Raw genomic sequence first — 22,469 nt, 5'->3', positions numbered from 1 at the left:
TAAAACAGATTTACCTATGGGACTATTTTGGGATCTAATCCAGCAAAGTCAAATTCAAGACCATAAAGCAAAAGCTGAAACACTCGAGGTCAGAGTCAGAAACTTAGAATGGGAACTAGCAAATACTAGAGAATTATTAATCAAAACACTTAAAATCCTCGAAGAGCAATCTGGTAGGGACATCGATGGAGATGGAAGAATAGGGTGATTTTTCTAGGATGAAAACTCTATCTTAGAATATCTAGTGAGACTTAGCCCAAATGACCATGTATAGATCAAGTTTCTATTTCCTTCTATTTTTACTGACCTCTAGCCTTGCGCTTGCTCAGGATGTCAAAGCTCTAAAAGACGTAGCTGTTTCCTTTGTAGAGACCTTGCCTGAAGAGCAGAAATTAGCTGTGAAGTTTGACTTTTCTGATAGTTTGAGAACCACGTGGACCAATTTGCCTTTAGGATTAGCTCCTAGAAGTGGTGTTCGGTTTGGTGATCTTTCGGATGAAAGCAAGATTCAATTTCATCGGGTATTGAGCACAATTTTAAGTTCTCAAGGCTATTTGAAAGTTTTTTCAATTATGCAGGTAGATGATATCCTGCATGAAATCATGGAAATCGGCTATCAGAAAGGTCAGATGAATGAAAATACTATCAAAATGATCCGAACCTTGGATTGGGACTATGGCAATTATTTTCTTGCCATTCTAGGTAATCCGAGTAAGGATGATAATTGGGGGTTGAAATTCGAAGGACACCATCTTTCTCTCAATCTGACTGTTTCAGGAGACAAATTTTCCATGACGCCTATGTTCCTTGGCTCTGATCCTGCACTGGTTGAAGTAACACAATATGCAGGGTTAAGACCTTTGAGTAAGGAAGAAGATTATGGTTTTTGGTTTGTAAATACACTCAATGAAGAGCAGAAAACTAAAGCGACATTAAGCGAAAAAGTCCCTGGAGATATACTTACCAGCCCTGGTCGAGATCAATGGATCAAGGAATTTAAGGGAATCAAAGGGGCAGAACTAAGTTCCGACCAGCAGAAAATCCTTCATTACCTCATCGAGGAATACGTTAATAATCTAGACCACCCTAAAGCTGAGGAGTATCTTGCCATCCTGCATGCGCGAGGAATGGATGAAGTTTATTTCAGCTGGATCGGCAGCTATGAACCCATGAAAGCTCATTATTATATGATTCATAGTCCAGATTTCATCATCGAGTATGACAATGTAGGCTTTCTTGACAATGCCAATCACATTCATACTATTTGGAGGGAAAATGGAAATGACTTTGGCGAGGATATCTTAAAGCAACATCGTCTCGCACATCAACATTAGTGGGTTCCTTTTCTGTCATTTCTTGCAGGTCATTTACTAGGGTAATCTTGAACTTGTTGTAGCTATCACTTCTTCTACTGAAATTATTCTTATTTTGCTTCTTGCTTAGTCCCGCTTTTTTAATGCTAGCCCAGTTTCTATGGATTTTATACTTCTGATCATTGCTTTTAGATTTCTTCAAACGCATGCGCAAACCAAGGAGCTTTATCCCGAATGGCAAAGCTTATTTTTGAAAGGTCTGATAGCTGTAAGTTGTTTTTTGGCTATCCAAGTAATTTTCAACTCAACAGATATTTTGATGCGTTGGGTTGCTCATTCCCTCAACCTCTATGTTATTTATGCAGCCTACAACAGGAATGTGTTCTCGCCGCTTAAGCCTTACGTATACGCATTCTTACCTGTAGTATTGATTCATGTAATTCAGGATTTCACTAAGCTGGTTGCAAGCGATTTTTATCACAGTTGGGAAAATTGGTTTGATACTGCTGCACTTTTTGGCTGGATATGGCTTGTCGCTCAATTCATTATTAATAGGAAGCAAAGAAAGGCCTTAGAGCTTGAGCGTATTAAAGCTGCAGCCCAAGAGCTTGAATTCAAGAAGTCCCAAAAACAAAAAGACGCTCTGGAAATCCAAGTGGCTGAACGTACAGCTGAAATCACTGCCCAAAAAGAGTCGTTGGAAAAGACCTTACACGAACTCAGAGCAGCACAATCACAATTAGTACATTCTGAAAAAATGGCATCACTAGGTGAGCTGACAGCAGGAATTGCTCATGAGATTCAGAACCCTTTGAACTTTGTCAACAATTTTTCTGAGCTAAATAAGGAACTTCTGGAAGAATTAAAAGTAGAATTGGCTAAGGGAGATCTGGATGAAATAAAGCTTATTGTAAGTGATCTGGAGGCGAATGAGGAGAAGATAGTTCATCACGGAAAGCGTGCAGACGCCATTGTAAAGGGAATGCTCCAACATAGCCGCAGCAGTACTGGAGTGAAAGAACCTACAAATATCAATGAGCTGGCTGATGAATACCTACGCCTTTCTTACCATGGACTGAGAGCAAAAGATAAGTCATTCAATGCAAGCATAGAGACTGATTTTGATGAAGAAGTGGGAACAGTGGATGTCATACCTCAGGAGATAGGAAGAGTGATTCTAAATTTGGTGAACAATGCATTCTATGCTGTATCTGAGAAGAAAAAGATATTAGGCACCTTGGAGGATACAGAACTGGCGAAGAGCTACAAACCTACGGTTTGGGTGAGTACGAAACGAATAAGCAATGGAGTAGAGATCCGAGTGAAAGATAATGGTACCGGAATGCCAGACTCTATTAAGGAAAAAATATTTCAGCCTTTTTTTACGACCAAACCATCTGGACTTGGAACTGGCTTAGGCCTCTCCTTGAGCTATGATATAGTCAAAGCCCATGGAGGAGAATTGGCAGTAACTAGTCAGGCAAGTGGGGTGGAAACCGGACAGGAGTCTTGGACAGAATTTTTCATTTCTTTAACCAATTAAAAGACCTACAAGTACAAAACAAACTTCCCATTAACTTTTTCAAAATTGGACTTTTCAAATTTCAACTTATACCCAAACTTTTTGAAATAAGTAAGAATCAGACGTTTTGCAGTGGGTTAAGATTGGAGCAATTATTAAAAAAGTGCAAAAATAGTTTTGTGTAAGGCATTTTATATGGCATAAAATATATTTACCTTTTACAATTCTTTTTAGGACATCTAGGCCAACGGATTTATACCAAATTGAGTTTTTGTGATGAGAAATTTTCTCTTTTTTTTAGGAGGCGTACTATTTATTTTTTCCTGTGCTACACCACAGGAGGGCAAATACGCACCTACAATTACTCCACTGGCTATTCCTCAAATGAACTCTCTGAGTGATCTCGCAGACTCATTACAGCCGATTAAAACATATTTATCAAAAGGACCAGAACCAGTCCGAATAAAGGTTCCAACCCAATCTGGAAGCTCTTATACCTACATCAATGAATCTGGCACACCGTCTCGGGTCAATTTAGAAGCCCCAATTTCTCAAAACTTACCTTACTTAACGGATGAAAATGATCAATTAGTAAAAGATTCAGCTGGCAAGCCCTTCATCCAAGGCAACGGGGGAGTTTCACAATTCAAAAATTACTCGACTGACAATGGTTTGGCTTTAGATGCAGTCAACAGCGCCATTTTGGATAGCAGAGGACATCTTTGGTTTGCTACAAATGGAGGAGGTGTGAGCAGATTTGATGGTATAGCTTTTACAAATTATACAACCTCCCAGGGATTAGCTGGGAATTCGGTTCGTGTGGCGTTGGAAGATAGTAATGGCATTCTATGGTTTGGTACCGTGGGAGGTGGTGTCAGTCGCTATGATGGTAAGGTCTTTACAAACTATACCACTGAAAATGGTCTGGGAGATGATGCGATTTTGAGCATAATGGAGGACTCTGAGGGTAATATTTGGTTTGGAACCTATGGTGGTGGCGCAAGCAAATTTGATGGCAACACTTTCCAAGTTTACACAATGGAGGATGGGTTAGCAGATGATGTAGTGATTAGCATTGCACAAGACCATTCTGGTAATATGTGGTTTGGTACCAATGGTGGTGGGGCAAGCAAATTTGATGGTAATACGTTTACAACTTTTTCGGTTTCTGAAGGGCTCCCATCCAATAGGATTCGAAGTATCAAAGTTGATCGATCAGGAAAAATCTGGTTTGGAACTATCGGGGGCGGTGTCAGTAGCTACGATGGGCAAAACTTCAAATCCTTGGGACATGCAGATGGACTTGCAAGCTTGGTAGTGCGAAACATAGCAGAAACCCGAGATGGGGTACTGTGGTTTGCCACTGAATTGGGAGCGAGTAGGTATGATGGAAAGCAGATGACCACTTATACTAGAGAACAAGGCCTGGCTAGTAACAGTATCCTTGACGTAGTCATAGACGCAAATGGCAAACTTTGGTTCTGTACTGAGGGCGGCGGCGTCAGTAGGTTTGACGGGGGTAGCTTTACCAACTTTACCACATCTCAAGGTTTAGGTGGAAATATTGTTTTAAGTACGGTTGAGGATAGAGATGGAGATTTATGGTTTGGAACGGCAGGAGGTGGCGTAAGCCGTTTCAACGGTGAAAAATTCACAAACTATACCGCTGCTCAAGGGCTCGCTGGTGAAATCGTAAGTAGTAGTCATCGTGATCAAAACGATAATCTTTGGTTTGGTACGGGTGGAGGAGGCGTGAGTATGTACGATGGAGAAGCATTCACTACCTACACTAGTGACCATGGATTGGCAGCAAACGAAGTCTATAATATCAATGAAGACGATAAGGGAAATTTGTGGTTTGGCACTGATGGTGGAGGAGTCAGCAAATTTGATGGGGAAGCTTTTATTACTTACACCTCACAGAATGGCTTAGCAGGAGATGTGATTTTAGGTATTGAAGAAGATAATTTCAAAAAGCTATGGTTTGGAGCAGCAGATGGTGGATTGAGTAGATTTGACGGATTGACCTTCACAAATTTCACATCTGATCAGGGCTTAGCTGATAATGCCGTGATAAGACTTGTAAAAGACAAACAAGGAAATCTCTGGATAGGCACTGAAAATGGACTAAGCGTATTGAGTGCGGAAAAAATCAAACAAATAGAAACTGTTCGTGAGCTGAATGATTACAAGACAATTTTAGAAGCCTCCACCTCTTTGTTTCAAAACTTTACCACAAATGAAGGGCTTCCAGACAATGTGATCCTACAAATCGCAGAATTGCCTAATGGAAAAATGGCAGTTGGAACCAATCTTGGGATCGCAGTTTTTGATGGAGCCAAAGAAGGTAAACCACTGGATTCACTCAGAAATATTGAAGTGTTTAATTCCGAAACAGGCTTTCCAGTCAAAGATCTTGTTGATGGACAAAATGGAATGTATGTCGATCAAAAAGGTATCCTGTGGGCGGGAACAGGGAATAACAAAACTGCTTTAGTCCGGTTTGATTATAATAAATTAAAGCGAAATCATACCACCCCATCTGTCCTGATAAAGGAACTTCGATTAAGCGAGGAAGTAGTATCATGGCACAGTTTAAGTAAGCAATATGAGGCAGTTTCTACTAATACTTTTCCTCGTACCATTGATGAATTAATTGTTTATGGCAAAGAATTGAGTGATACCGAGCGGAAAGAGCTGCAGGATAAATACAAGGGAATAGAATTCGACAGTATTTCTGGCTTCTATACTTTACCACAAAATCTTGTTCTTCCCTACAGAAACAATGACATCAATATTGACTTTGGAACAGACGAACTATCGAAGCCATTTTTGGTGGAGTACCAATATATTCTTGATGGGTATGATGAGCAATGGAGCCCGATTCTGAAAAAAACCACAGCCAACTTCGGTAATATTCAAGAGGGTAAATACACATTTAAGGTAAAAGCCCGCTTTACGGGTCCTGCAGACTCAGGTGCGGGGCAGTGGACAGTTCCAATTAGCTATAGTTTTGAGGTCTTACCTCCACTTTATAGAACTTGGTGGGCATATTTAATTTACGGGTTACTATTCATTTCACTACTTTACCCAATTACCATTTATCAGCGAAATCAGGTGATCAAGGCTGAAAATGAACGAACGAAGGAACGTGAACTAGAACATGCCAAAGCTATAGAAGTAGCCTACACTGAGTTGGCAACGACACATGAAAACTTGAAGGATACCCAAGCTCAGTTACTTCATTCTGAAAAAATGGCTTCTCTCGGTGAATTGATGGCTGGCATAGCACACGAAATTCAAAACCCGTTGAATTTCGTAAACAATTTCTCAGAAGTGACCAATGAATTGGTTAAAGAAATTAAAGAAGAAAGATCCAGACCTAAGGATGAGCGCGACGAAGAATTAGAAGATGATATTCTCGAGGATATTGAAAGTAACCTTGAAAAAATCACCAAGCATGGGAAGCGAGCCGGGGCTATTGTAAAGGGAATGCTTCAGCATAGCAGAAGTGGCAAAGGGTCCAAAGAACCAACAAGTATTAATGTGCTTGCAGATGAGTATTTAAGATTATCTTATCATGGCCTTCGTGCTAAAGACAGCTCATTCAATTCTGATTTTGAAATGGACTTTGACTCAACACTGCCATTAATTCCAATGGTAAGTCAGGATGTAGGACGGGTACTACTTAACCTCTTTAACAATGCATTTTATGCAGTCAATGAAAAAAAGAGCGAGGCAGGAGAAGATTATAAGCCTTTAGTAACCGTGCAAACCTCGAAAATTGAGATGGGCAATGACAAAAATGGTATTCAAATCAAAGTAACTGATAATGGAAAAGGAATTCCAAAGGCTATCGTAGAAAAGGTTTTCCAACCCTTCTTTACAACCAAGCCAACCGGACAAGGAACTGGATTGGGGCTTTCTTTGAGTTATGATATTATCAAAGCTCACAACGGCGAAATCCGGGTGGAGTCTGTTGAAGGGGAAGGGACAACCTTTACAATCAACCTGTTTATTTCATCCTCCAACCCTAGTTAATTATGAAGAAAAGCTACCGTCTTGTATCAACCTATGTCCTTTTTCTATGCTTGATAGTGATAGTAGCGTCCTGCCAACCAAGTGGTGAGGTACCTTTTCCTGAAAATCCCTCTAATTACCAGGAACCAAGTGTAAAACCTTTTGAAATACCTAAAGGCAAACCGCTAACCTGGAATAAAATCCCAACTGAAAAGGTCCCAAAGGCGGTCACTCATACCATCGATTTTACTAAACTACCTTCCAAACCCTTTGACATTTTGGATTTTAAACCTCTAAAATCCAAACCATTCGTTACGCCAATACCCTGGCAGAATGAGGATGAAATAAAACTAAATCTAGATACTATTGCTGGAGTTTCCATTCCTGTTAGAAAGCAGTTATTACTAGAACCGCAGATTACAAAGCTGGCATTTCTTTCCAAGTCAGACTTATCCAATTCTGGCATTTTGAGAATTGGCCAGACTGAAGGGTTAATTGGAAATAGAGTCTTTGCCATGGTCACTGATATGAATGGCATGATTTGGATTTCCACCGAAAGAGGCCTTTCAAAATTTACAGGAGATCAATTTGAAAATTACAATATACTTCCTAGAAATCCTGATGGGCTGATCGACTACATTGTAGACTTAGAAATTGGAAATGATGGCAGTCTTTTGATTTTGTCTCAATTATCTGGTCTTTATGTACTTGACATAAACCACAGTTTGCTTACTAATTATCAAATAGGGACACAGTTTGCCAGAATATATGAGGATGAATCAGGACTATTTTGGGTTGCTAATCTTAATACAGGAATTCATTTTCTAAACCCCAACACTAGGACACTCCATTCTCTAAAATTCCTGAGTGAGCTAAGTACTCGGACCTCGGCGGGAATACACCTGGATAAATCCAATAATCTCTGGTTGGGAATGAAAGGCAAAATCGGAGTTGTCAACCCTGAGCGAACATCTATTAGATTTATCGCTGGAGATGAAGTAATTAGCTCAACTTCCTTTTTCTATGAGTTTACAGAAAATTCGAAGGGTGAAGTATGGATATCCTCAGCTGAAGAAAGACCCATTGCTATATCTTTAGAAGAGAATAAGTTCACTAGACTTGGCCCTGAGCAGGGTTACTACGGCAAAGCCAGGTCTGTCACTTTTGACTTGCATAACAGGGCTTGGATTACCGACAATGATACCATCAGCCTCTATGATCCAGTAATTCAAAAAATCAAGAAAATTCATACGGGATCCAAATTTGCAGTTTCTGGTTTTCCCTCGACTACGATGACCGATGCCAAGGGAAATGTCTGGTTAGGCACAGAAAATTCTGGTGTCCTTTTGATCAATCCTGAGGGAATGCTGGCTCAGCACTTTAACGCCAAAAGCGGCCTGGTAAATGATGAAGTTTGGGGGATTCAGGAAGGGCCAAATGGGATGGTCTGGATGGCAACGTATGAAGGAATTAACATTTATGATCCTGCGAAAGAGAGAATATACCTTCTGAAGTTCCCAGGAAATGCAAATATCAATAACCATCGATCAGTCTCCAGAATATCTGATCACGAACTCTTATTTGGAAGTTTTGGTGGCTTTACCCTTGTTGACCTAAACACAAATAGTGCCTCCGTATTTGAATTAGACCCAGGTGTTGCCAGAATCGCTTGGAAGTCAATTCGTGATTCTAGGGGAAATATTTTGCTAGGAACGGTAGACGGTGTACTCAAATTTAGTCCAGACTTCTCCTCTCTAGAAAAAACAGATGAATTTTCAGGGCTAGCATCAAGCCGTGTGTGGCTGATAGAAGAAGATAAAAACGGGAAACTATGGTTCGGTAATGACATAGGAGTAGACGTGTTGGATCCGTCATCTGGAAAGGTTAGCTACTTAAGCGAGCGAACTGGATTGACCAGCGATTACACTTCGATTATGATCAAAACTCATAATGAAGAAATAGTAATCGGGGGGGATGCTGGGTTCTCCATCATTGATTTGACAAGTAACACTATTACAAACTTAACTCCGGAGCAAGGCTTAAATCCGCCAGTGATGTACGATATGGTAGAAGTAGGAAATGACCTGCACATCGGCTCAGATAATGGTATTATAGTAGCAAAGCGCCCACTTCAAGACAATCCAAAATCCATTTGGCGCTTTTACAATTATGGTAAAAGGGAGGGCTTCCCCTTCAATGATTACAATCAGGCAACAGCAACTTATACCTCAAATGGTAATGTCTGGTGGGGTGCTGCCCCAATAATGTCTGTAAATACGCAGGTTCCTAAAATTGATACATTACCCCCAGCGGTAGTGCTCACCAAAATCAATATTATGGACCAGAATCCTGATTTTCTTGGCACTAATTTTATTAAAAGTTTATTCACCGATGAAGATTCCATTTGGAATACAGATCACACGGAATTTTACACCAAAAAAGATATTCCAAACGACAGCAGCTATTTGATTCAAAATCAAATCACCTGGGATAGTGTCAATTTGGTTAGTAAAATGCCGGTAGGCTTAGTTCTTCCTTTTGATCAAAATTCAATGAATTTTTCATTTATGAATCAGGATGTACTGGGAAGAGACAAAATAGTATATAGATATGTCTTAGAAGGTGAAGACAGGTCTTGGTCTGAAATCAGTGACCGAAGTACTACCCAAAACTATTACAATCTTCTTCCAGGTGAATATAACTTTAAAGTGGCTACAAGAGGGTTTAATGGGGTGTGGAGCGAGCCAGCCAGTATTAAATTTACAATCTCACCTCCTTGGTGGCAGACTTGGATAGCATACTTGATTTTCGCCTCCCTACTAGCAGCTTTTATTTACGCCATAGTCCAAGTACGCTCCAAATATCTTCAAAAAGAAAATCGCATTTTGGAAGAACGAGTATCTCACAGAACAGCTCAGCTTAAGAAGAGTATTGACGATCTGAAAAATGCTCAAAGTCAGCTTGTTCAATCAGAGAAAATGGCTTCACTCGGAGAGTTAACTGCTGGAATTGCCCATGAAATACAAAACCCTTTAAATTTTGTAAACAACTTCTCTGAAGTGAGCGGGGAACTGCTGGAGGAGATGCGGGAAGAATTGGAAAAGGGTGACCTAGAAGAAGCCAAAGCAATCAGTGTAGATATACAACAGAATCTGGATAAAATAAACCAGCACGGTAAACGCGCAGATGCTATCGTAAAAGCAATGCTTCAGCACAGTAGGATAAGCGGAGGCAATCGAGCGCTGACAGATATCAACGTACTCGCTGATGAATACCTGCGTCTAGCTTATCACGGTTTGAGAGCAAAGGATAAATCTTTTAATTCTTCAATGAACACCGATTATGATCCTTCAGTTGGGAAAATAGAACTAGTAGCTCAGGAATTAGGTAGAGTTTTACTTAACTTAATAAACAATGCTTTTTACTCGGTGTCTGAAAAAAGGAGCGAAAGCAAGGCTGGGTATGAACCACTGGTCGAAGTCTCCACCAAGCGACTTGGAGATTGGGTAGAAATCAAAATAAAAGATAACGGAAAAGGAATTAATCAATCAGTAAAGGAAAAAATTTTCCAACCATTTTTCACGACCAAACCTACTGGACAAGGGACAGGCTTAGGTTTGTCAATAAGTTACGATATTGTAAAAGCACACGGAGGAAAAATTCTTGTAGAAAGCAAAGAAGGTGAAGGCACAGAGTTTTGTATTCGATTACCGATAGATACCCAAAATTATGGATAAGGTACAAGAAGATTGGATTGAGAAAAATAAGGAGCTAAAACGCCTCCTAAAACTAAGAACACTGGAGCTTGAGAAATCCCTGAAAGGGTATCAGGAGCTTCAAGAGCAATTAGTATTACAGGAAAAACTAGCAAGTCTCGGGCAACTTTCTGCCGGTATTGCTCATGAGATTAAAAACCCAATCAACTTTATCAATAATTTTTCGGAACTAAGCATAGAGTATGTAGAGGAGATAGTAGAGGAGCTCAAAAACCTAAAGCAAAACGATACAATCGCGGATATTGAAGAATTGCTGCATGATATCAGATCAAACCTTGAAAAAATCCTCCAGCACGGAAAGCGCGCTGATGGAATTGTGAAGTCCATGTTGATGCACTCAAGAGGTGGGCAGAGTGAGTTTGTGCAGACAAACTTGAATGGCTTGCTTCAAGAATTTGTGAACTTAGCTTTTCATGGGATGCGTGCAGGTAAAAACCCAATTAATGTGAGTTTTGAGTGGGATTTAGATTCAGAAATTGGATTGGTATCCATCATCGCAGAAGATTTCAGTCGAGTGATTGTGAACCTATGTAATAATGCATTTGATGCGATGAGAAGTAAGCTCAACTTACTTTCCGAAGGAGACCAAAAACCAACCTATCAGCCAAAGCTGATCATAAGAACTAAACAAAAGGCAACTAAAATAATAACTGAGATAGAAGACAATGGAGCTGGAATCCCAGAGCCAATCTTGAACAAAATTTTGGAGCCCTTTTTTACCACAAAAAAAGGAAAAGAAGGTACAGGCTTAGGCTTGTCAATAACGCACGATATAGTGAAAGCCCATAAAGGCAGCTTGGCGATTTTATCTAAAGAAGGCGAGTTTACCAGATTTGAAATTTCATTACCACCCATATCACCAACAGCATGACAAAAATATTAATAGTCGATGATGAGCGAGACGTAGAACTACTTTTTCGTCAAAAATTTAGAAAAGAAGTTAGAAGTGGACTTTTAGAACTTGCCTTTGCCTTTTCAGGGGATGAGGCACTGAAGCTACTTGATAGCGAGCACCCACCCGAGGTTGTTTATGTATTTTCAGACATCAATATGCCAGGCATGACAGGCCTAGAATTGTTGGAAAGAGTGAAAAGCCAATTTCCAGCTATTAATGTCAGTATGATTTCTGCTTATGGAGATACTGAGAATTTTAAAAAAGCAATGGAGTCTGGCGCTAAAGAATTTTTCACAAAACCGATTGATTTTGATTCACTTCGTAAAGAAATCGGTAAAATTATTAACCAAGAGTAGATAATTAAACTATGTCTAAGATACTTGTAGTAGATGATGAGGCAGATTTAGAAGTCCTTATTACCCAGAAATTCAGGCGTAAGATCAGAGCAGGAGAATACGATTTTGTGTTTGCTCTAAATGGTCGTGAAGCATTAGATATTTTAAAAGAGCAACCAGATATCGACATGATTCTGAGTGACATCAACATGCCAGAAATGGATGGTTTGACCCTATTGACCAAGGTGAAAGAGCAAAACCCTTTGCTGAAAGCTGTAATTATTTCAGCCTATGGCGATTTGGAAAATATCCGCACCGCGATGAATCGAGGAGCATTTGATTTCATCACCAAGCCGGTAGATTTTCAGGATTTGGAGATCACCATTGAGAAGACACTGCAGCACATCAATCAGATCAAATCAACCCTTACTGCCATGAGGGAAAACAACATTCTGAAAATGTATGTGGATGAGACTGTGCTCAATTTCATGGTGGGAAAGGAATCTGAAACCTCATTGATGGAAAATGAAACCGTGGAGGCCACCGTGGCTTTTGTGGATTTATGTGGGTTTACAAAGATTTCTGAAAATGAAGAGCCTAATATCGTAGTCCCGCTACTCAATGAATATTTTGATTTGATGGTCCGGGAGATAATCGAGGAAAAAGGTGCTGTGGACAAATTCATTGGAGACGCTGTGATGGCTGTTTTTAAAGGTCCAGATCAAATTGCCAGAGCACTAAGAGCTTGTGTAGCGATCAGAGATAAAATGAATGCTATGCCTATGTACTCCGAAAAATCGAATTTTAGCCCTAAAGTGTCAATTGGTCTGAATTCCGGTGAAATGGTATCTGGAAATATTGGTTCGCAGTCTTTGAAACGTCTTGATTATACGGTAATTGGGGATGTAGTAAATGTAGCTGCAAGACTTCAAAATGCTGCAGTTCCTGGCCAAATTTTGATCTTGGAGAAATGTACCCTTGAAATCCAGGATATGTTTACATTTAAAGATCTAGGAGAGTTCACACTTAAAAATAAAGCCAAGCCTGTATCAGTCCTGGAAGTAGTAAAATAAGCTACCTGAATTGCTTATTCCTCTAGCTATTCCTTACTTAGTACCGTGAAAAACAATCTCCTCACGGCAGTTCTCTTCCTACGATTCCTGACTTTTCGGAAACTTTTGAATTATGCCTTGTTGGCGATTTCTTTTCAGGTTTCAAGAATTTTAGGCAGACCTTTTCTCTGGGGAAAACCAACTACACTTTCGATAGAACCCACTACCAGCTGCAACTTAAGGTGCCCAGAATGTCCCTCCGGATTACGTGATTTTTCCCGTCCGACTGGAATGCTTCAAGAACGGCTATTTAAAAAAACAATAGATCAGGTTCAAGACCATTTAACCTGGCTACACCTATATTTCCAAGGCGAGCCCTTTCTCAATCCCCGCTTTTTGGAAATGGTCAAGTATGCAAACTCAAAAGGCATTTTCACCTCCACTTCTACTAATGCACACTATTTACAGGAAAAACAAGTAGCTGAAATATTACAGAGTGGCCTCAGGCAATTGATCGTATCGATGGATGGAATTACACAAGACATCTATGAAAAATATAGGATTGGAGGTAATCTGGGAAAGGTACAGGCAGGATTAAAATTACTCTTGTCTGAACGAAAAAAATCCGGACAAAACTTCCCGCGTGTCGTCTTACAATTTCTCGTCACCGGACAAAATGAGCACCAGCTTCCAGAATTAAAGCGTTGGGCCAAAGAAATGGAAGTTGATGAACTTCAATTGAAAACAACCCAGATCTATGACTTTGAAAATGGTTCTGAGTTGATACCTTCCGACTTAGGCTATTCAAGGTATATACCTGCGGGAAATGGCAAATGGAAATTAAAAAAGCGCCTAGAAAACAAATGCTGGCGCATGTGGCAAGGTGCAGTATCCACCTGGGACGGAAAGATTGTACCCTGCTGCTTTGACAAAGACGCTGAATATGTCATCGGAGAATTACAAAACGAATCATTTCAATCCATCTGGTCGTCCCTACCTTACCAAAACTTCAGAAAGCAATTGCTAAACGATCGATCACAGATCGAAATATGTAAGAATTGTACGGAGTGAGTATCTTCGAGGCGGCATGAGAACTTAGGTTTTTGGAACTATATTTGGTAGAATTAAGAAATTCATGGATTTTTAATCTCCATATTTGTTCTTGATTCACCTGGGACTACCTTTTCTATATGATTTCAATTATACGATTCTCTTACTTTTTTGTATTTATAGCCTTTTTGGGGTTGACAGTTGCTCCGACTTTTGCACAGGATATTAATGATGCTAGCAAAATCAAAGTTGATGAACTGTCTGACGATCAAGTTCAAGGTTTACTTGATCGGGCAACAAACGCTGGGCTTTCAAAGTCAGAGTTTTTGAAAACGCTTGAAATACAAGGCATGCCTCCGAGCGAAGTGGCTAAAATGAGAATGAGAATATCTCAAGGAGAAGAAGAATCCATCCGCAACACCAAAGTTTCCAAACGTGACGAACGCGAGCAAGTCGACATGGATGAAATAGCTTTAGGAATGCTACAATTTTCTGAGGGTACAGTAAATCACACAGATGGGAATGAAATCTTTGGAACATCTCTTTTTTATCATAGAAATCGACGCTTAAGTTTTGAGCCAAGTCTAAATCAAGCCACTCCAAAAAGTTATGTATTAGGTCCTGGAGACTTGATTTATGTAGATATCTATGGGCAATCAGAGCAATATTATGAAGCGACAGTTAATCCGGATGGATTTGTTCTATTGGATAATATTGGACCGGTATCTGTATCTGGAAAATCTATTGAAGAAGCTACTGGAATCCTGAAAAATAGAGTCGGAAAATATTATCCTGGTATACTAGGGAGCAATCCCAACACATTTCTTCAAGTGACTTTAGGAAATGTAGGCTCCATTAAAGTCAACATTTTAGGGGAAGTTCGCCTGCCCGGTACATTTACCCTGAGCGCCTTCTCCACTGTCTTCAATGCATTGTATGCCGCTGGTGGGCCAAATGAAAACGGCTCAATGCGGAAAATCAAGTTGGTAAGAAATAATAAACAAATCGCTGAGATAGATGTCTACGATTTGTTGATTAATGGCACTGCAAAACTTGATCTAAAGCTACAAGATCAGGATGTAATCCTAGTACCTCCATACATTTCCCATGTCAAAATCAAAGGAGAAGTGAAGCGCCCAATGGTTTTTGAGGCTGTAGAGGATGATACGTTTTCTGATATTTTAAATTATGCTGGTGGATTTACCGATCAAGCATTCAAGGACCGAGTAGCCATTTCCAGAATCACAGGAAATCAGCGCTCTGTATCCGATGTTTATCAGAACCAATTTGACATGTTTATCCTCAAAGGAGGAGATGAAATCACAGTTCAGCGTATCCTGAATCGCTATTCCAATCGAGTTCAGATTAAGGGTGCTGTTTACAGAGAAGGTACTTTTGCTTTAGATGAGGGGCTTACCTTATCCCAATTAGTGAAAAATGCGGAAGGACTTCGAGGCGATGCTTATACTACTCAGGCAAGTATCCTAAGAACTAAGGATGACCTAAGCACAGAGATGATTCAGGTTAATCTAAGGGGAGTTATGGATGGAACTGCTCCTGACGTACCACTTCGCCGCGAAGATGTGGTAAGAATTACGAGCATCTACGATATTAACAATGAACAGTATGTGCAGATCCTTGGCGAAGTTAAAAAACCAGGTGTCTATCCGTATTCTGCTGAGATGAAAGTAGAAGATTTGATCGTAATGGCGGGAGGATTCCAAGAATCTGCTAATGCTCAGGATATAGAAATTGCCAGAAGATTGGAAGATTCTGATTTAGGCACATTAGCCGACATCATTCCAACACAGGTAAATCCAGACTTGGGTTACAATCCAACCTCTCCTTCTTTAGTGCCATTTGACCAAGTCATTGTAAGAAAAAGAGCAAGCTTTACTATGCAGAAATTAACTGCTGTGGAAGGTCAAGTAAATTCACCCGGGATTTTCGCCATTCAAAGTAGTGGAGAACGCATTTCAGATTTGATCAAAAGAGCTGGGGGGCTCAATCAATTTGCTTACGCAAAAGGGGCTACTTTAATCAGACGCACTGAGTTTTTCAATACAGAATCCGAGCAAATTCGACGTCAACGGAATTTGGAAGGCTTAAAGATGAAACTTGCTGAAGACCCGAGCAACTCTGAAGCTCAATCAGAATTGCTGCAACGCTTATTGACAGAATCTCCATCAAAAGAGTCTCCAGTTGACAACCAATTAGCTCAAAGCAAAAAGGAGTCACTGGATCAAATAGCATCAGAAACCCCAGGATTTGCGGTGAAACTGAAAGAAACTGAAGCAGTCGCTATAGATTTGGAAGAAATACTAAGAAATCCAGGCTCAGAAGACGACCTTCTAATTGAAGAAGGAGATATACTTTCTGTGCCAAAGCTCTTTCAAACAGTGCGGATGAGAGGTGATGTAGTGTATCCAACTACCCTTCGTCACGAGTCAGGAAGAAGTTTGAAACACTACATAAATGGTGCAGGAGGTTTTGAGCGTCGTGCAAATAGAAAGCAAACGTACGTGGTTTATGCCAACGGGGCAGTAAAACGAACCAAAGGCTTCTTAGGAATTAGAAATTATCCTTCGGTAGAACCTGGGGCAGAAGTAATAGTACCAACCAAAGGTCCAAAAGTACCTTTAAGATTAGGTGAAGTAGTTGGAATCACTACTGGTTTGGCAACCTTAGGCTTGGTAATTTCTCAAATCAACTGGTAATGTCCGGATCAAAACATTTCACAGAAAATCAATTCACCATCAAGGAAGTCCTCCAAAACTTCGGTAGTTGGATCGCTTATTTCATTTCCCAATGGAAAATTCTCCTCTTTGCAGCACTTCTGGGAATAGGATTGGGAGCATTAGTTTCTATTTATAAAAAACCTGTTTTCGTCGCGACTACTTCATTTGTACTGGAAGATGGAGATGGTGCCGGAATGGGTCAAATGTCGGGATTAGCATCATTGGTAGGAGTTAATTTGGGTTCCATGGGCGGGACCAGTGGGCTTTTCCAAGGCGATAATATTATGGAGCTTTATAGATCTGAGCGTATGCTGGATGAAGCGCTATTAAGTCCTTTTGATGAGAACCAACTATTGATCGATCGATTTATTGAATTTGAAAAAATCGATAAAAAGTGGGCTTCCAAAGTAGATATAGCGTCAATGGACTTTTCTATTCCACGGGAAAACTTCACCATAGCCCAGGATTCTGTAGTCAAAGAAGTAGCAAAACTTGTCCGCGAAAATCAGCTTTCAGTCGCTAAACCTGACCGTAAATTGACAATCATCCAAGTAAGTGTCTCCTCAAAAGACGAACACTATGCCAAGGCATTCAATGAACATCTGGTAGAGAATGTAAATGAATTTTACAGAGAGACTAAAACCAAAAAAACCAGCGAAAACTTAGCTATTCTTCAGTCTCAGGCAGATAGCGTTCGCAAAATATTAGATGAAAGCATAGGAGCCTTTGCATCCGCAACTGACCGTGTTCCCAATGCCAACCCACTACGCTCTTCAGCAACCATAGAGACGAAAAAGAGGCAAATTGACGTACAAGCAACTGGTGCGGTATATGAGGAAGTGGTAAAAAATCTGGAAATCGCCAAAGTCAATCATCGAAACAATTCTCCTTTGATTCAAATCATCGACTCCCCGAGATTTCCATTGGAACGATCGGAGATTCGTCTGGTAAAAGGCATGGTTTATGGATGCGTTATCCTAGGAATGCTCACAATTATGTGGCTTTATTTCCGACGATTATACCGGAAGCATGTGCAGGAAAGCTAAATAACAGCTGGCATGCTAGAAAAACTCGGGCTCATTCCCTTAAGTAACATCGTTAAGAATAAATCTATCCAGAATTTTCTTTTTCTGGCGATTATTCAATCCTCCAATATTTTGATCACTATCATTTCCATGCCTCTGTTGATTCAGGGGATTGGAGTCGATCAATTTGGATTAGTTAATCTCGCACTTTCGGTCATTATACTTTTGAACATAATTGTAGGCTTTGGCTACAACCTAAACGCCCCCCGGGAAGTTGCTATTAATCAGCAAAATAGAGTTGAATTATCACATATAGTTTCCAACATTTTTTCGGCTAAAATTTTACTTGCTACAATAGCCAGCCTTGCTATAATCATCGGAGTTTTCGGCTTTAACCTATTCCAAGAATATCAGGTCATTTTGGTGTTTTCACTAATGCTCCTTTTTTCTGAAGCTACGTTACCGCTTTGGTTTTTTCAGGGTATGGAAAAAATGAAGCTGGTCAGCATAGCGAATATTTTCAGCAAGCTACTTTTCCTCTTAGGTATTGTGCTATTTATCCACAAGCCAGAACAAAGCAAATGGGTAAATTTCATGATGGGTTTTTTTGGTCTAGGAGTTAATATTTTTCTGCTGATCTACATTAGAATCTATATGCGGATCACATTTTATAGACCCGAGTTTCATGCTATTTGGAAGAGCCTTAAATCAAATGTTCTCCTGTTTTTCTCTAATCTAGGAAGTCATATAGCCGTAAATGGAGGATTGATAATACTCAGCTTTTTCACCGCTGCAGAAACGCTAGGTATGTATAGCTTAGCCGAGCGGGTGATCATGGTGATGCGTATGCTTCCTTCGCTAATTGTACAAGCGGTTTATCCAAATGCTGCCAAATTATACAGTGTAAACAAAAAAGCATTTGTGAGATTTTCAATCAAAGTATTACTCCTTTCCATTGGTTTAAGTGCGTTTTTGTCATTAGTAACCTTTCTTTGGTCAGATTTCATTATCTCAGTTTTATCACGAGAATCTCTTCCAAAATCTGTCGAAATTCTAAAGATTTTAGCTTTTATCCCACTTCTGGCTTCCTTTAATATCTGGAATATTATAGTGTTTCTTATCAATGACCAGAAACAACTAATGTTCAGAACTTCTTGGCTGATGTGTATTTACATGCTTATAGCCTCTGTATTCGCAACTGCTTATTATGGGGAAATAGGCCTAGCTTTTGCACTACTATCCACCGAAGTTGTTGCTTTTATTATCTCATGCTATTTCAACTGGAGCCACAATAAAGCGTTGGTACTTGGTCTTTTTACTAAAAATTGATTTTTAAAATTCATCTTTGATTTTTATTTGAGTCTTATATTTGAGCGCTGATACACATATTACTACAGCAACCACATACATTTTCCACAAACCTTTCTGAATGAGTTCTTCACCTTTTCCTTCCGTAGCAATAGTTTTGATCAATTGGAAAAATTATGAAGACTCTAAAAAATGCATTCTCTCACTTCAAAACTGTACCTATCCCAATTTTAAAACGATTATGATAGACAATCACTCCGGTGATGGTTCTGGAGAAAGGCTTGAGAATGAATTTGGAGATTTTGCACATTTTATCTTTACTCAGGAAAATCTAGGCTTCTCGGGGGGTAACAATGTGGGGTTTCGATATGCTTTGGAGAATGGGTTTGACTACATCCTAGAACTAAATAATGACACTGAAGTCGAACCCGATTTCCTGGATAAATTGGTTTTTTCTATTGATGATAAGCCTGAGTATGGTATTGCACAGCCCCTAATTTTCTATAATGGCGAACGTAGAAATGTCATATGGAATGCAGGTGGTAAACTCATTGCTTTTCTAGGTCTTTCTCTCACAAAAAAGGAAGGAAAAACTGATCTAAGTGATGTGAGATCGGAGGAGACAGATTGGACGACTGGTTGCGCTACTTTAATTAAAACAAAAGTACTTCGGGAAGCAGGTCTTCTGAAGGAATTCTTCTTTTTCGGTTCATTTGAAGATGTGGATCTTTCCATGCGAGTTCGTGAAAAAGGCTACAAGCTTTGGTTTGAATCAGAGGCAAAAATCTATCATTCCGTAGGGAATTCTTCCAAGTCAAAGACTAAGGGAAAAGAGGGTTTTCTAAACCCAATAGTCCATTATTTGGCCCAGAGAAATCAAATGATATTCATTAAACATCACACTAAAAATATTTTTATACCTTTGGCCGTGGCCGTCCAATTTGGCAAAATGCTTCTTTATTCCATTTATTTTATTGGTAGATGGAGGCTTCAAAAGTTAAAGATGGCCTGGAAAGGCTTTGCAGATGGCCTAATAAAAACCTACCATGATTAAGATTGAGGAGATTAAAAATAGAGTAGAAGAGTTTCACTCCGCTGCACCTTTTCCACATTTAGTTATCGATGATTTTGTAGAAGAAAAATTTGCAAAATCTCTTTCAGAAGAGTTTCCGGTGATAGGTGATGCTAGTCTATTCACCTATTCAAATCCGCTTGAAAAAAAGTCAGCTCTGAACGATTGGAATAAGTTTCCTGAGTATACTTATAAATTTTTTGAATACTTATGCTCTGAGACATTTGTCAACAACTTAGGAGCAATTTTGGGAATCAAATTGTATCCAGATTTTGGCTTACATGGTGGCGGATGGCACATGCATCCTGATGGAGGAAAACTCAATCCTCATCTAGACTACAACATTCATCCTAAGCTGGGATTACAGCGAAGAATAAATCTGATTTTATATCTTTCTCAAGATTGGAAACCTGAATTCGGAGGCCATTTTGGACTTTGGAGTAATGATGCTGAAAACCATCGACCTCAAAAGCTGGAAAAGGAAGTGGAAGTGAAATTTAATAGGGCAGTTATTTTTGATACTACCTTCCAGTCATGGCATGGCTTAAGTAGAGAAGTGAGCACCGAAGGAACGAATATCCGAAAGTCTCTTGCGATCTATTATCTATGCGATCCTCCTGCTAATTCTGTCAATCGTCAGCGTGCTCTCTATGCACCAACGGAGGATCAAATCTCAAACCCTGAAATTGAAGAGCTAATCAGAAAAAGAGCTGATAATCAGCTTTACAAAGACCAATACATTACTAAAAGTTGATTTTAGGTTCGGCATTGCAACTTGCTTGTACAATTTTCAAAAGCTGGTTAATTTGCTTATTGTCGTTTCAAGCATTGATTCAATTATTACTGAACCTGAAAGTATAACAAAATGGTAAGCCGATGCCTTTGATATTTTTCATTTTAATCGCACTTGCGGTAGCAGCCGGATCTCTCTGGACGCTTCAGGAAATGATATTTAAAGGGAAATGGACTTATTTTATCTTCTTCCTAGCTGCTTTTTTGCCGTTTTATATCACCACGCTCAGTGTGGCATTTTTGGTGACTAGGTCGCCCATGATCGTAAGTTTATTTCAGGTCAGTAAGGAAATCATCGTTCTGACGGCAGGGTTGATTTTTGTTATTTATCAAAAAAAAATATTCAGCTACCCCTTGCGACTTCAATCCACAGATTGGTACTTGCTGGCTTTTATGGTATTGACAGTCGTTTTCCTTGTGGTACCAATAGGACAGGCAAGTTTTGTGAACAAAGCACTCTACTTCAAGAGTATGTTCATTCCTAGTTTGATCTACTTGCTTGGCAGAAATACTCAGTTTGGTGATTTCGAGTTGAAGCGATTGTTTCAGATCATTTTTATCATTGCCATTGGAGCATTTCTAATGAACTTGGTGGAAAACTATCTTTTAAATGCACACCTACAGCAATTTACTGGCTATGCCCTTTTCAACGAAGAAATAAACAATATTGAGCCACAGGGGCATTATAACCTGACGTGGACCTTTGAAACTACCAATGCAATGAAGCGACTCGGGAGTTTTTTCTCAGATCCTTTAGAGCTGGCCAGTTCTGTTTTAATGGGGTTTTCAGCAGGATTGATTTGGTTCTTAACTTCAGAGAGGTCACATCAATGGAAATATGTTCTTGTGATGCTTTGCTCTATTGGAAGTCTTGTCTTTGCTTCTTCCAGAGCATCATTTGCTGCATTTTTTCTGATGATATTCTTTGTTGCCCTGGTCTTCAAACTGTATAAATTAATTGGTTTTGGGTTCCTGAGTTTAGTCTTATTTGTGGGATACGTGCTTTTCTTTGCACCGGAGGATTTCTACTTCTACGTGATTGATACCTTAACGCTCGCAGATACATCCAGCATTGGCCACGTGGTGGAATGGGTACTGGCATTAGACTCAATGATGACAAATCCTATGGGCATTGGACTTGCTATGAGTGGAAATTTTGGCAGTGTGACTGAAGAATTACGGGTTGGCGGCGAAAATCAGTTTTTAATATATGGAGTTCAACTGGGTTGGGTTGGTATGTTTTTGTACATAGCAACACTCTTCTCAGGTATTTGGACTTCGATCTATGTCTTTAAAAATTCTGATAATTTGAATTTGGCAAGAATGGCATTTGTAGCAGGAACTGTAAAAGCAGGATTATTACTACCCTTATTTACTGCAAATGTGGAAATCTATACTTACGTCTCATGGATTTCCTGGTGGATGGTTGGAATTAGCGTGAGGGAATATTCCAGAATCCAAGTAGAAAACTATGGCAAAGAAATAGTAGTCTAATTTTAGGCCAATTAAAAAATTGTATAATTAAAGATTCGGCTATAAAGTTATTTATCAGAATATTATACTTTTTAAGA

General features: G+C 39.6%; 15 protein-coding genes. All 15 read left to right on the top strand.

Annotation, left to right across the window (positions count from 1 at the left end):
- Positions 1-16: 16 nt before the first annotated feature.
- Positions 17-208 carry a hypothetical protein gene (locus QOL76_RS05845; protein ID WP_283412094.1) on the top strand — a complete coding sequence of 64 codons (192 nt, stop codon included), beginning with the start codon at positions 17-19 and terminating at the stop codon, positions 206-208.
- Between the two features lie 58 nt (positions 209-266).
- Positions 267-1,334: a DUF3500 domain-containing protein gene (locus QOL76_RS05840; RefSeq protein WP_283412093.1), complete on the top strand. Its 1,068-nt coding sequence runs from the start codon at positions 267-269 to the stop codon at positions 1,332-1,334.
- A gap of 139 nt (positions 1,335-1,473) precedes the next feature.
- Entirely contained in the window at positions 1,474-2,856 is a 1,383-nt protein-coding gene (locus QOL76_RS05835; RefSeq protein ID WP_283412092.1) for a sensor histidine kinase, read from the top strand.
- A 255-nt stretch (positions 2,857-3,111) separates the two neighbouring features.
- Positions 3,112-6,876, top strand: coding sequence for a two-component regulator propeller domain-containing protein (locus QOL76_RS05830; protein WP_346771399.1), 3,765 nt, complete (start codon positions 3,112-3,114; stop codon positions 6,874-6,876).
- 2 nt (positions 6,877-6,878) lie between these two features.
- Positions 6,879-10,592 carry a sensor histidine kinase gene (locus tag QOL76_RS05820; RefSeq protein ID WP_283412091.1) on the top strand — a complete coding sequence of 1,238 codons (3,714 nt, stop codon included), beginning with the start codon at positions 6,879-6,881 and terminating at the stop codon, positions 10,590-10,592.
- Positions 10,585-11,502 carry a sensor histidine kinase gene (locus QOL76_RS05815; protein WP_283412090.1) on the top strand — a complete coding sequence of 306 codons (918 nt, stop codon included), beginning with the start codon at positions 10,585-10,587 and terminating at the stop codon, positions 11,500-11,502. Before QOL76_RS05820 ends, QOL76_RS05815 begins: the two co-directional genes overlap by 8 nt.
- On the top strand, positions 11,499-11,882 hold the full coding sequence (locus QOL76_RS05810) for a response regulator (RefSeq protein ID WP_283412089.1): 384 nt from the start codon (positions 11,499-11,501) through the stop codon (positions 11,880-11,882). The genes QOL76_RS05815 and QOL76_RS05810 overlap by 4 nt, the downstream gene beginning before the upstream one ends.
- An 11-nt stretch (positions 11,883-11,893) precedes the next feature.
- Entirely contained in the window at positions 11,894-12,934 is a 1,041-nt protein-coding gene (locus QOL76_RS05805; RefSeq protein WP_283412088.1) for an adenylate/guanylate cyclase domain-containing protein, read from the top strand.
- Positions 12,935-12,979: 45 nt separating this feature from the next.
- On the top strand, positions 12,980-13,984 hold the full coding sequence (locus tag QOL76_RS05800) for a radical SAM/SPASM domain-containing protein (protein WP_283412087.1): 1,005 nt from the start codon (positions 12,980-12,982) through the stop codon (positions 13,982-13,984).
- A gap of 119 nt (positions 13,985-14,103) precedes the next feature.
- Positions 14,104-16,680 carry an SLBB domain-containing protein gene (locus QOL76_RS05795; protein ID WP_283412086.1) on the top strand — a complete coding sequence of 859 codons (2,577 nt, stop codon included), beginning with the start codon at positions 14,104-14,106 and terminating at the stop codon, positions 16,678-16,680.
- The gene (locus tag QOL76_RS05790) at positions 16,680-17,747 is read left to right on the top strand and encodes a GumC domain-containing protein (protein WP_283412085.1); all 1,068 of its coding nucleotides are present in this window, start codon (positions 16,680-16,682) and stop codon (positions 17,745-17,747) included. Before QOL76_RS05795 ends, QOL76_RS05790 begins: the two co-directional genes overlap by 1 nt.
- Before the next feature lie 12 nt (positions 17,748-17,759).
- Entirely contained in the window at positions 17,760-19,055 is a 1,296-nt protein-coding gene (locus tag QOL76_RS05785) for an oligosaccharide flippase family protein (protein ID WP_283412084.1), read from the top strand.
- Positions 19,056-19,155: 100 nt separating this feature from the next.
- Entirely contained in the window at positions 19,156-20,088 is a 933-nt protein-coding gene (locus QOL76_RS05780) for a glycosyltransferase family 2 protein (RefSeq protein ID WP_283412083.1), read from the top strand.
- Positions 20,081-20,860: a 2OG-Fe(II) oxygenase gene (locus QOL76_RS05775; RefSeq protein ID WP_283412082.1), complete on the top strand. Its 780-nt coding sequence runs from the start codon at positions 20,081-20,083 to the stop codon at positions 20,858-20,860. The genes QOL76_RS05780 and QOL76_RS05775 overlap by 8 nt, the downstream gene beginning before the upstream one ends.
- A 122-nt stretch (positions 20,861-20,982) precedes the next feature.
- Positions 20,983-22,392 (top strand): O-antigen ligase family protein, encoded by a 1,410-nt coding sequence (locus tag QOL76_RS05770; protein WP_283412081.1) that lies wholly within the window; start codon positions 20,983-20,985, stop codon positions 22,390-22,392.
- Positions 22,393-22,469 lie beyond the last annotated feature (77 nt).

The sequence above is a fragment of the Algoriphagus winogradskyi genome, from assembly GCF_900182815.1.
Taxonomy (GTDB): Bacteria; Bacteroidota; Bacteroidia; order Cytophagales; family Cyclobacteriaceae; genus Algoriphagus; species Algoriphagus winogradskyi.
The sequence above is the reverse complement of the archived record's forward strand: the minus strand, read 5'-3'. Positions and strand labels throughout refer to the sequence as shown.

Coding starts and splice junctions, on each gene's coding strand:
- QOL76_RS05845 (WP_283412094.1), top strand. CDS start 17: ATGGGACTATTTTGGGATCTAATCCAGCAAAGTCAAATTCAAGACCAT.
- QOL76_RS05775 (WP_283412082.1), top strand. CDS start 20,081: ATGATTAAGATTGAGGAGATTAAAAATAGAGTAGAAGAGTTTCACTCC.
- QOL76_RS05830 (WP_346771399.1), top strand. CDS start 3,112: ATGAGAAATTTTCTCTTTTTTTTAGGAGGCGTACTATTTATTTTTTCC.
- QOL76_RS05810 (WP_283412089.1), top strand. CDS start 11,499: ATGACAAAAATATTAATAGTCGATGATGAGCGAGACGTAGAACTACTT.
- QOL76_RS05790 (WP_283412085.1), top strand. CDS start 16,680: ATGTCCGGATCAAAACATTTCACAGAAAATCAATTCACCATCAAGGAA.
- QOL76_RS05795 (WP_283412086.1), top strand. CDS start 14,104: ATGATTTCAATTATACGATTCTCTTACTTTTTTGTATTTATAGCCTTT.
- QOL76_RS05840 (WP_283412093.1), top strand. CDS start 267: ATGTATAGATCAAGTTTCTATTTCCTTCTATTTTTACTGACCTCTAGC.
- QOL76_RS05820 (WP_283412091.1), top strand. CDS start 6,879: ATGAAGAAAAGCTACCGTCTTGTATCAACCTATGTCCTTTTTCTATGC.
- QOL76_RS05770 (WP_283412081.1), top strand. CDS start 20,983: ATGCCTTTGATATTTTTCATTTTAATCGCACTTGCGGTAGCAGCCGGA.
- QOL76_RS05785 (WP_283412084.1), top strand. CDS start 17,760: ATGCTAGAAAAACTCGGGCTCATTCCCTTAAGTAACATCGTTAAGAAT.
- QOL76_RS05815 (WP_283412090.1), top strand. CDS start 10,585: ATGGATAAGGTACAAGAAGATTGGATTGAGAAAAATAAGGAGCTAAAA.
- QOL76_RS05835 (WP_283412092.1), top strand. CDS start 1,474: ATGGATTTTATACTTCTGATCATTGCTTTTAGATTTCTTCAAACGCAT.
- QOL76_RS05780 (WP_283412083.1), top strand. CDS start 19,156: ATGAGTTCTTCACCTTTTCCTTCCGTAGCAATAGTTTTGATCAATTGG.
- QOL76_RS05805 (WP_283412088.1), top strand. CDS start 11,894: ATGTCTAAGATACTTGTAGTAGATGATGAGGCAGATTTAGAAGTCCTT.